The sequence below is a fragment of the Mycobacterium sp. pUA109 genome (genome assembly GCF_041287095.1).
GTDB lineage: Bacteria > Actinomycetota > Actinomycetes > Mycobacteriales > Mycobacteriaceae > Mycobacterium.
This window is the reverse complement of the sequence record NZ_JBGGKS010000019.1, coordinates 97,300-106,978: the sequence shown is the minus strand read 5'-3', so window position 1 is coordinate 106,978 and position 9,679 is coordinate 97,300. Positions and strand designations below refer to the sequence as shown.

The 9,679-nt window shown below is 68.3% G+C and carries 11 protein-coding genes; 6 read left to right on the top strand and 5 right to left on the bottom strand.

Annotated elements, in window-relative coordinates; translation table 11 throughout:
- Nucleotides 1-139: 139 nt before the first annotated feature.
- Genes nadD through ACAG26_RS20760 form a run of 5 tightly spaced genes read left to right on the top strand, consistent with a single transcriptional unit; the run spans nucleotide 140 to nucleotide 3,365 of the window.
- A complete protein-coding gene (gene nadD / locus ACAG26_RS20780) occupies nucleotides 140-748 on the top strand; it encodes a nicotinate-nucleotide adenylyltransferase (protein WP_370484955.1) in 609 nt (202 codons plus the stop codon).
- A complete protein-coding gene (rsfS, locus tag ACAG26_RS20775) occupies nucleotides 745-1,134 on the top strand; it encodes a ribosome silencing factor (RefSeq protein ID WP_370484954.1) in 390 nt (129 codons plus the stop codon). The genes nadD and rsfS overlap by 4 nt, the downstream gene beginning before the upstream one ends.
- On the top strand, nucleotides 1,131-1,799 hold the full coding sequence (gene gpgP / locus ACAG26_RS20770; RefSeq protein ID WP_370484953.1) for a glucosyl-3-phosphoglycerate phosphatase: 669 nt from the start codon (nucleotides 1,131-1,133) through the stop codon (nucleotides 1,797-1,799). Before rsfS ends, gpgP begins: the two co-directional genes overlap by 4 nt.
- Nucleotides 1,789-2,517 carry a diglucosylglycerate octanoyltransferase gene (octT, locus tag ACAG26_RS20765; RefSeq protein ID WP_370484952.1) on the top strand — a complete coding sequence of 243 codons (729 nt, stop codon included), beginning with the start codon at nucleotides 1,789-1,791 and terminating at the stop codon, nucleotides 2,515-2,517. The genes gpgP and octT overlap by 11 nt, the downstream gene beginning before the upstream one ends.
- The gene (locus ACAG26_RS20760) at nucleotides 2,514-3,365 is read left to right on the top strand and encodes a DegV family protein (protein WP_370484951.1); all 852 of its coding nucleotides are present in this window, start codon (nucleotides 2,514-2,516) and stop codon (nucleotides 3,363-3,365) included. Before octT ends, ACAG26_RS20760 begins: the two co-directional genes overlap by 4 nt.
- Here the strand turns inward: ACAG26_RS20760 and ACAG26_RS20755 are convergent.
- Nucleotides 3,362-4,411, bottom strand: coding sequence for a dihydrodipicolinate reductase (locus tag ACAG26_RS20755; protein WP_370484950.1), 1,050 nt, complete (start codon nucleotides 4,409-4,411; stop codon nucleotides 3,362-3,364). The genes ACAG26_RS20760 and ACAG26_RS20755 overlap by 4 nt on opposite strands.
- Nucleotides 4,412-4,496: 85 nt before the next feature.
- Here ACAG26_RS20755 and ACAG26_RS20750 point away from each other — a divergent pair, with 85 nt between their 5' ends.
- Nucleotides 4,497-5,681 (top strand): enhanced intracellular survival protein Eis, encoded by a 1,185-nt coding sequence (locus tag ACAG26_RS20750; protein ID WP_370484962.1) that lies wholly within the window; start codon nucleotides 4,497-4,499, stop codon nucleotides 5,679-5,681.
- A 25-nt stretch (nucleotides 5,682-5,706) separates the two neighbouring features.
- On the opposite strand, the gene ACAG26_RS20745 is transcribed toward ACAG26_RS20750, so the two are convergent.
- The 4 genes from ACAG26_RS20745 to ACAG26_RS20730 all read right to left on the bottom strand — a co-directional run bounded on the left by ACAG26_RS20745 (nucleotide 5,707) and on the right by ACAG26_RS20730 (nucleotide 9,635).
- On the bottom strand, nucleotides 5,707-6,858 hold the full coding sequence (locus ACAG26_RS20745) for an acyl-CoA dehydrogenase family protein (protein WP_370484949.1): 1,152 nt from the start codon (nucleotides 6,856-6,858) through the stop codon (nucleotides 5,707-5,709).
- A 3-nt stretch (nucleotides 6,859-6,861) separates the two neighbouring features.
- A complete protein-coding gene (locus tag ACAG26_RS20740; protein ID WP_370484948.1) occupies nucleotides 6,862-8,013 on the bottom strand; it encodes an acetyl-CoA C-acetyltransferase in 1,152 nt (383 codons plus the stop codon).
- An 80-nt stretch (nucleotides 8,014-8,093) separates the two neighbouring features.
- Entirely contained in the window at nucleotides 8,094-8,783 is a 690-nt protein-coding gene (locus ACAG26_RS20735) for a TetR/AcrR family transcriptional regulator (RefSeq protein ID WP_370484947.1), read from the bottom strand.
- A 54-nt stretch (nucleotides 8,784-8,837) separates the two neighbouring features.
- Nucleotides 8,838-9,635: an SDR family NAD(P)-dependent oxidoreductase gene (locus ACAG26_RS20730; RefSeq protein WP_370484946.1), complete on the bottom strand. Its 798-nt coding sequence runs from the start codon at nucleotides 9,633-9,635 to the stop codon at nucleotides 8,838-8,840.
- Between the last annotated feature and the right edge of the window lie 44 nt (nucleotides 9,636-9,679).

The following is a 9,679-nucleotide window of genomic DNA, read 5'->3' as shown; positions in this document are numbered from 1 at the left end:
ACGTCGCCATCTCCTAGAAAAACGCCACTTTCTTCGCCAACACGCGTCATAACTCTCTTACTACGCACGCTCGCGGGGGACGGGGAGCGCTCCAGTAAGCTGGCCTATCGTGCAAAAACGGCGGCGCAGGCTGGGTGTGATGGGTGGGACGTTCGACCCCATCCATAACGGCCACCTGGTCGCCGCCAGCGAGGTCGCCGACCTGTTCGAGCTGGACGAGGTCGTGTTCGTGCCGACCGGCCAACCGTGGCAGAAGGGGCGCTCGGTCACGCCCGCCGAGGACCGCTACCTGATGACGGTGATCGCCACCGCCGCCAACCCCCGGTTCTCGGTGAGCCGGGTCGACATCGACCGCGGCGGCCCCACCTACACCATGGACACCCTGCGCGATCTGCGCGCGGTCAACCCCGACACCGACCTGTACTTCATCACCGGCGCCGACGCGCTGGCCTCCATCCTGACCTGGCAGGACTGGAAGGAACTGTTCTCCATGGCGCGGTTCGTCGGGGTGAGCCGGCCCGGCTACGAGCTCAACGGCGACCACCTCAACGACGTGCTGGGCAAGCTGCCCGACGACACGTTGACCCTGGTCGAGGTGCCCGCGTTGGCGATCTCGTCGACGGACTGCCGGCGTCGCGCCCAACAGTGCCGGCCGATCTGGTACCTGGTGCCCGACGGGGTGGTGCAGTACGTGTCCAAGCGGCGGCTGTACCTGAAAGCCGACGCCACCACCGGAGACCACACATGACCGCCACCGCAGACGCCGTCGACATGGCGACCGTCGCCGCCCGGGCCGCCGCCGCCAAACTCGCCGACGACGTCGTCGTCATCGACGTCTCCGGGCAGCTGGTCATCACCGACTGCTTCGTCATCGCCTCGGCCTCCAACGAGCGGCAGGTCAACGCCATCGTCGACGAGGTCGAGGAGAAGATGCGCCGGGCGGGCTACAAGCCGGCCCGCCGCGAAGGCACCCGCGCCGGCCGGTGGACGCTGCTGGACTACGTCGACATCGTCGTGCACATCCAGCACCAAGACGAACGCGACTTCTACGCCTTGGACCGGCTGTGGCGCGACTGCCCGGTCATCGAGGTGGACCTGACGGTAGGCCCCGACGATTCCGAGGCCACACCATGAGGGTGCGCCGCCTGGTCATGCTCCGCCACGGGCAAACCGAGTTCAATGCCGCCAGCCGGATGCAGGGCCAGCTGGATACCGAGTTGAGCGAGCTGGGCCACGTCCAGGCCGTCGCCGCCGCCGAAGTGCTCAGCAAACGTCAACCGTTGCTGATCGTGTCGTCGGACCTGCGTCGCGCCGACGACACCGCGGAAAAACTGGGGGAGCGCACCGGGTTGCCGGTGCGGGTCGACACCCGGCTACGCGAAACCCACCTGGGCGATTGGCAGGGCCTGACCCACGACCAGGTCGACGCCGCCGCGCCCGGCGCCCGGCTGGCCTGGCGCGAGGACGCCGCCTGGGCGCCGCACGGCGGGGAGAGCAGGATCGACGTGGCGGCGCGCAGCCGGCCGCTGGTCGCCGAACTGGTGGCCGCCGAGCCGGAGTGGGGCAGCGACGAGCCTGGCCGCCCGGTGGTGCTGGTGACCCACGGGGGGCTGATCGCCGCGCTGACCGCCGAGCTGCTGGGGCTCCCGGTCGCCAACTGGCCGGCACTGGGCGGGATGGGCAACGCCAGCTGGACGCAGCTGTCCGGGCACTCCGCCGACGACGCGGACCTCGCCGACATTCGCTGGCGCCTCGACGTATGGAACGCCTCGGCCCAGGTTGCCAACGATGTCCTCTGACCTGCGGCCCACGCTGCTGATCTTCGCCGACTCGCTGGCCTACTACGGGCCGACCGGCGGGCTGCCCGCCGACGACCCGCGGATCTGGCCGAACCTGGTCGCGGCCGAACTCGGCTGGGACGTCGAGCTGATCGGCCGGATCGGCTGGACCTGCCGCGACGTGTGGTGGGCGGCCACCCAGGACCCCCGGGCCTGGGCGGCGCTGCCGCGGGCGGGTGCGGTGATCTTCGCCACCGGCGGGATGGACTCGCTGCCGTCGGTGTTGCCGACCGCGCTGCGCGAACTGATCCGCTACGTGCGCCCACCCCGGCTGCGGCGCTGGGTGCGCGACGGCTACGGCTGGCTGCAGCCGCGGCTGTCCCCGGCGGCGCGCTCGGCGCTGCCGCCGCATCTGACCGCCCAGTATCTCGAAGAGACCCGCGGCGCACTGGATTTCAACCGGCCGGGCATCCCGATCGTGGCGTCACTGCCGTCGGTGCACATCGCCGAGACGTACGGCAAGGCCCACCACGGGCGGGCCGGGACGGCGGCCGCGATCACCGAATGGGCGCAGCAGCACGACATTCCGCTGGTGGACCTTAAGGCGGCGGTGGGTGATGAGGTACTCAGTGGCCGCGGTAACCCCGACGGCATCCACTGGAACTTCGAAGCACACCAGGCCGTCGCCGAATTGATGCTCAAGGCGCTGGCCCAGGCCGGGGTCCCAGGGCGCCGATGACCGTCGTGGTGGTCACCGACTCGGCGTCGCGGTTGCCGGCCGACCTGCGGGACACCTGGGGAATCCGGGTGGTGCCGCTGCATATCCTGCTCGACGGCGCCGACCTGCGCGACGGCGTCGACCCGGTGCCCGACGACATCCACCAGCACGAGCATGTGACCACCGCCGCGGCCACCCCGGACGAACTGCGGGCCGCCTACCGCCAGGCGCTGGCGGACAGCGGCGGTGACGGCGTGGTGGCGGTGCACCTGTCGGCGGCGTTGTCGGGGACGCTGGCCGCCGCCGAAACGGCGGCGGCCGACCTGGGTGCCGCGGTGCGGGTCGTCGACTCCAAAACCACCGCGATGGCAACCGGTTTCGTGGCCCTGGCCGCCGCGCGGGCGGCGGCCGACGGCGCCGACGTGGACACCGTCGCGGCCGCGGCGTCGGCGGCGGTGGGCCGCAGCCACGGCTACATCGTCGTGCACCGGCTGGACAACCTGCGGCGCAGCGGACGGATCGGCAGCGCCGCCGCATGGCTGGGCACCGCGCTGTCCCTCAAGCCGCTGCTGCGCATCGACGAGGGCAAACTCGTGCTGGCGCAACGGATCCGCACCGCCAGCAAGTCGGTGGCGGCGATGATCGACCGGGTCAGCGAAATCGTCGGCGACCGGTCGGCGGCGCTGGCCGTGCACCACGTCGCCAACCCGGATGGGGCCGATCAGGTCGCGGCGGCGCTCGCCGAGCGGCTGCCGGCCTGCCCGCCGGCGATCGTCACCGACCTGGGCCCGGTGCTGGCGCTGCACGTCGGCCAGGGTGCGCTGGCGGTCTGCGTCGACCTGGACGCCGACGCCCCCGCCGCGCGCTAGCCCGCGACCCGGCCTGTGATCGGCGGTAGGTCGGCCAGCGTGACGATGCCGGGCTCGGCGGCCACCACCGCCGGGACCGCGTTGGTGACCGGCATCGCGGTGTAGATGCCGCCCAGCCCGCCGAAACCGGGCTCGCTCCAGTCCTTCGGCGGCAGGCAGTGAATGACGGTGCGCATGTTTGGCAGCCCGAACACCTGAATCACGTGGCCGTCGGCCACCGGTTTGGGCGGCGTCACCTGATCACCCATGATCCAGTTGAAGCCGACGCTGACCACGTTGCGCTCACCGACCCAGCCGCGGTGATACCCGTAGACGCTGGCGACGGTCCCGGCCGGAATCCGCATGAAGCCCAGGTCGGTGTCGCCGGTGGCGGGCGTGAATTGCACGTCGAAGGTCATCTTGTCCAGCTGTGCGCCGATCGCGTCGGCCATCACCGCCGCGGCCTCGGCGAAGACTTCGCTTTCGCGGCGCACACTTTCGGCCAGCCCCGCGGTGTCAGGATGCTGGGAGAACCCCATCGCGGTCATGGTGCCCGCCGATTCGTAGGTGGAGCAGTCCACCGACTCGGTGATCCGGATCTCGTCGACCCGCTCGCAGGCACCGGACAGCACCATGCCGACCATGTTCGTGATGCCCGGATGCGCCCCGCTGCCGAACATGGTCGACCGCCCGGCCTGGCAGGCGGCCAGGATGCGCTGACGGTCGGCGGGGGTCTGCTTGCCGCCGGTGATCCAGGCCGCGCTGGAGCACACGTTGACGCCGGCCTCCAACAACCGGACCAGCTCGTCGATGTTGGGCCACAGCGGGTTGTAGCAACACGCGTCGGGCCGCAGCGCCAGCAGCGCGTCGATGTCGTTGGTGGCCGTCACCCCGGTGGGCTGAGGCCAGCCCGCCAGCTCGGCGGCGTCCACCCCGACCTTGTCGGCGCCGTGCGCGTACACCCCGACCAACTCCATATCGGGTCGGCCGATGATCGCGTGCAGCGAGCGGCGGCCGATGTTGCCGGTGGTCCACTGGATTACGCGCAGCGGGGGATTGACGGTCATGAGGCTCCTCGGCGACGGTGGTCCGCCCAGCTTATTCGGATGCGGTGCGTCGCCGATTGTGGCACCGTCGAAGTTCGTGAGTCCCCTGACCCTGCGCACCCCGACCGACGACGACTGGCCGAAGATCTTGCTGTTGGACGCCACCGGCTTCGGGGTGTTCTTGGACCCGGGGCAGGTCGGCGCCTTCCGAACCCTGATCCCGTCCGACGGCGCGGTGGTGGCCTGCGACGGCGACGACGTCGTCGGCGTGGCGCTGTATGTGGATCTGGAGCTGACCGTGCCCGGCGGGGCGGTGCTGCCGACCGCCGGGGTCAGCGGCGTGGTCGTGGCCCCCACCCACCGCCGCCGGGGTGTGCTGCGGGCCATGTATGACGAATTGCACCGGCGCATCGCCGATTCGGGGTACCCGATGGCGGCCCTGACGGCCAGTGAGGGCGGCATTTACGGCCGGTTCGGCTACGGGCCGGCCACCATCGACCACGAGCTGACCCTGGACCGCCGGTTTGCCCGGTTCCATCCCGACGCCCCGGACCCGGGCGGGGTCCGGCTGGTCAAACCCGCCGAGCAGCGCGACGCGTTGGCGGCGATTTTCGACCGCTGGCGTCGGCGCACCCCCGGCGGGCTCGCGCGCCCAGCGGCGCTGTGGGACGACCTGCTCACCGACCGGGAGAGCACCCGGGGCGGCGGCACCGCCTGGTTCGCGTTGCTGCATCCCGACGGCTATGTGCTGTACCGGGTGCACGGCACCGACCCGAAGACGGTGCAGGTCGGCGAGTTCCGGGCGGTCACCGCCGACGCGCACACCGCGTTGTGGCGCACGCTGCTCGGGCTGGACTTGATGCGGACGGTCACGATCGCCACCCACCCCGACGACCCGTTGCCGTACCTGTTGACCGACACCCGGCTGGCCCGCACCAGCGCCCGCCACGACGCGCTGTGGCTGCGGATCATGGATGTGCCCGCCGCCCTGCAGGCCCGCAGCTACGCCGCCGACTTGTCGGCGGTGATCGAGGTCGCCGACGGGTTCCGCGGCGACGGCGGCCGGTTCGCGCTGCAGATCCGCGACGGCCGCGCCCGTTGCACCCCCACCGACGACCCGGTGGACGTCGCGATGGACCTCGATGTGCTGGGCAGCCTGTATCTGGGTGCGCACCACGCGGCGGCGCTGGCGGCCGCACACCGGTTGCGCTGCAAGGATCCCGAGCTGCTCGCCCGCCTGGACGCCGCGTTCGTCAGCGACGTCCCCGCCCAGATCGGCTTCCGTTTCTGACCGCGCCTCGGCACGCGCTGGGTGGCTACCCGGCCGCGATGTCGCGACCGATGATCTCTTTCATGATTTCGGTGGTGCCGCCGTATATGGTCTGTACCCGGGTGTCCAGAAAGGCTCGCGCGACGGGGTACTCCGCCATGTAGCCGTACCCGCCGTGCAGCTGCAGACAGCGGTCGATCACTCGTTTCTGCAGTTCGCTGACGTACCATTTGCCCTTGGCGGCGTCGACGGGGGCCAGTTCACCCGCGTTGAACGCCAGTACCGACTTGTCGACGTAGGCTTCGGCGATGTCGATTTCGGTAGCCATGTCTGCTAGTTCGAATCGGGTGTTCTGTAGGGCGGTCAGCGGTTGGCCAAAGGCGGTGCGCTGGCGGCAGTAGTCGACGGTGAGATCGAAGATCGCGCGGGACGTGGCCATCGCCATGGCTGTCACCCCGAGCCGTTCGCGCGGCAGGTGACTCATCAAATATTGCAGTCCGCGGCCTTCCTCGCCGAGCAGGTTTTCCTGCGGCACCTGGGCGTCCAGGAAGTACAGCTCGGCGGTGTCCTGCCCCGGCAGCCCGATCTTGTCGAGCTTGCGGCCTCGTTCGAATCCGGGCGTGTCGCGCTCGACTACGAACAGGCTGAACGCACCGGATCCACCGGCGGGGTCGGTGCGGGCCGCGACCACCACGACGTCGGCCATGATGCCGCTGGAGATGAACGTCTTCTGGCCGTTGAGAATCCAGCGGTCACCGTCCCGGTGGCCGCTGGTGCGGATGTTGCGCAGGTCGCTGCCGGTGCCGGGCTCGGTCATCGCCAACGCGCCGATCAGTTCACCCGACGCGAAACCGGGCAGCCAGCGCTGCCGCTGTTCCTCATTGGTCAGGTCCAACAGATAGTGCAGCACAAGATCGTCCTGCAGGCTGACTGTCAGACCAAACGACAACGCGTTGATTCGCGCTACTTCCTCGCACACCACCATGCGGTAGCGGTAGTCAGATTCACTCGAGCCACCATAGCGTTCATCGATCTGCAGCGCGTAGATCCCGGCCTTGGCAGCTCGTGCGAACACCGAGCGATCGATCCACCGATCACGATCCCAGGCGTGTTGGTGAGGGACGACTTCACGCGCCAGGAATTCCCGGACCGTCTCTCGGTAGGCGTCGTGGTCGGAGCCATATAGTTCGCGGCGCATGATCTAGAGCCGTTCGATGATTGTCACGTTGGCCTGCCCGCCCCCCTCGCACATGGTCTGCAGCCCGTACCGCCCGCCGGTTCGCTCCAACTCGTGTAGCAGCGACGTCATCAGGCGTGCACCGGTGCAGCCGATCGGGTGGCCCAGCGCGATGGCTCCGCCGTTGACGTTGACGCGGTCCGGGTCGGCACCGAGTTCGGCCAGCCAGGACAGGACGACAGGAGCAAATGCTTCGTTGATCTCGACGAGGTCGATGTCGTCGATGGACAGCCCGGTGCGCTTGAGTGCGTGCTGGGTGGCCGGGATCGGGGCGGTCAGCACCATCACCGGGTCGGCGCCGCGTACCGACATGTGGTGGACGCGGGCGCGGGGCGTCAGGCCGAACCGGTTGACGGCATCCGGTGAGGCCACTAGCAGCGCTGCGGCACCGTCGGAGATCTGGCTTGCGACCGCGGCGGTCAGTACACCCCCTTCGACCAAGGTCGGTAGAGCTGCCATTTTCTCCAGCGAGGTATCGGCGCGGGGGCCTTCGTCGACGCTGACACCGGCGTACGGGGTGATCTCGCGCTCATAGCGACCGTCGACAATCGCGGCGACGGCACGTTGGTGACTGGTCAGCGCGAACCGTTCGTTGTCTTCGCGGCTGAGCCTCCATTGTTCGGCGATGAGTTCGGCACCGCGGAACTGGGAGATCTCCTGGGTGCCGAAGCGCGCTTCCCACCCTCGGCATCCGGTCCACGGATCGGTCGAGCCGTACGGCTCTCCCGCACCGAACGCGCTGAGGATCGGGAACTGGCTCATCTTCTGCACACCGCCGGCGATGATGAGATCCGCGGTACCACTCATCACCGCCTGCGCAGCGAAATGCACAGCCTGCTGGGCTGATCCGCATTGCCGATCGATGGTGACTCCGGGTACCGAGTCGGGCAGGCCTGCCGCGAGCGCTGCGGTACGGGCGATATCGCCGGCCTGCGAACCGATGTTGTCTAGACAGCCCAAGATCACGTCATCGATCGCCGCGGGATCAAAGTCGTTCCTGGTGACGAGTGTGGTGATCACGTGGGCGGCCATATCCGCCGGGTGTTCCCCGGCGAGTCCACCGCCACGCTTCCCCACCGCGGTGCGAACCGCGTCAACTATGTATGCCTCAGCCATAGGACATAATTTAACATAGAATCAAAACATGGACCCAAACGGTGCCGGGCGGTGCGATCGAGGGTCCATGACCTACATCGCTAGGGTCGGGTCGCGGAACTCCTCTTCTTCCGCGGCCTAACAGCCGGTTCTTCGGGGGCTTGGCTCAGACCATGACGGACCAGCGTCTGGGCGTTTCGCACGACCGCATCGACCGAGCCCCTTCGGGGGTCCCACCACTCAGCTGTCCAGTTCAGGGCTCCCAGCGCCAGCAACTGGGCCAGGCGCGGATCGAGGTCGGGCCGGATTTGACCATCGGCAGCGGCATTGTCGAACAACCGGCGCCAGATCATCCCGTAGCGCGCCTCCTCCTTCATTTGGCGCTTGCGCAGCTTTTCTGGAACCTGCCCGGAATTGCGGATCGATGCGGTTGTGTAGTCGGATAGCTCCAGCTCGTGGCGTAAATGGGCCTCGACCGCGGTCAGGATGCGATCCATCGGCGACGTTTCAGGAGGTAGCGCGTCGAGAACCTCCTGGAGATACCTGCTCATATCGGCGATGCCGCAATGCAGCACCTCTTCGATCAGATCGTCGCGGGACGGGAAGTAGTAATAAATCGCCGGTGCCTGAATTTGAGCTTGCTCCGCGACGTCGGACAGGCGGGTACCCGCATAACCTTTGACGCTGAGGATATGCGCCGCGGCATCAAGGATGCGGGCGCGCGTGCGGGCGTACTTGGAATCCTGCTTGACGGAGCGCGCACCAGCCTTATCCCGTGGTTTTTTAGGCATCGTTTAATAATACGGTTCACCGCCGACGGAGCGACGACAGGGTGGGACCGGCCGTTACGGCATTGTGTATCCGCCGCTGACCGAGACCAGCTGGCCGGTGACCTGGCGGGCGGCCCGCGGCGAGGAGAACCACAGCACAACGCGTCCGACATCCTCGGCCGTGGTGAGCCGCCGCAACGGCGTGTCCTTGATCATGTAATCGATCTGGTTTTGGTTGAAGACCGCATCTTGGCCGACCGCCCACAGGCTCGCGGAACCCACCGCATCGGGGCCCTCGGGGATAACCAGACCCGGACACACAATGTTGGATCGGATCCCGTGACGTCCATGTTCGCGGGCGGTCGTGCGGGCTAAGGCGACCATTGCTGCTTTCGATGCACCATAGACACCCTGCCGAATTTGGCCGAAAGCAGCGTCGCTAGCAATGAAAACGATCGAGCCCCCTCCGGCCTCCTTCATCGGACCGAGGGCGGCCTGGGTGGCGGCGATCGCGCTGAACAGATTGATCTCGATGGTCCGTTGCCATTTCTCGCGGTCGGTATCACTCGCGATGAAGCCGGGCACGCTCCAGCCGGCGTTGTTCACCAGGACGTCAATGCCGCCCCAGGCTTCGATGCTGCGCCCGATCGCGGTGTCGGCCCCGGTCGGCGTCGTCAGATCTGTGATCGCGAGTTCAACCGCCGGGGCGCCCAGGTTCAGTGCCTCGGTGCGAACTTTCTCCGCCTGCGGCCCGTCGATATCGCTGATCACAATACGGGCACCTTCGGCGGCGAACTCGTGTACGATCCCGCGGCCGATGTTCGACGCGCCGCCGGTAACCACGACCCGTGCCTCGGTCAATCCCAGATCCATCACTGCTCCCTTCCTGGAGCCTGCTTGTGGCCACTGCGGACGTA

Coding starts and splice junctions, on each gene's coding strand:
- ACAG26_RS20740 (WP_370484948.1), bottom strand. CDS start 8,013: ATGGCTGAGGCATACATAGTTGACGCGGTTCGCACCGCGGTGGGGAAG.
- ACAG26_RS20745 (WP_370484949.1), bottom strand. CDS start 6,858: ATGCGCCGCGAACTATATGGCTCCGACCACGACGCCTACCGAGAGACG.
- rsfS (WP_370484954.1), top strand. CDS start 745: ATGACCGCCACCGCAGACGCCGTCGACATGGCGACCGTCGCCGCCCGG.
- nadD (WP_370484955.1), top strand. CDS start 140: ATGGGTGGGACGTTCGACCCCATCCATAACGGCCACCTGGTCGCCGCC.
- ACAG26_RS20760 (WP_370484951.1), top strand. CDS start 2,514: ATGACCGTCGTGGTGGTCACCGACTCGGCGTCGCGGTTGCCGGCCGAC.
- ACAG26_RS20735 (WP_370484947.1), bottom strand. CDS start 8,783: ATGCCTAAAAAACCACGGGATAAGGCTGGTGCGCGCTCCGTCAAGCAG.
- octT (WP_370484952.1), top strand. CDS start 1,789: ATGTCCTCTGACCTGCGGCCCACGCTGCTGATCTTCGCCGACTCGCTG.
- ACAG26_RS20730 (WP_370484946.1), bottom strand. CDS start 9,635: ATGGATCTGGGATTGACCGAGGCACGGGTCGTGGTTACCGGCGGCGCG.
- ACAG26_RS20755 (WP_370484950.1), bottom strand. CDS start 4,411: ATGACCGTCAATCCCCCGCTGCGCGTAATCCAGTGGACCACCGGCAAC.
- gpgP (WP_370484953.1), top strand. CDS start 1,131: ATGAGGGTGCGCCGCCTGGTCATGCTCCGCCACGGGCAAACCGAGTTC.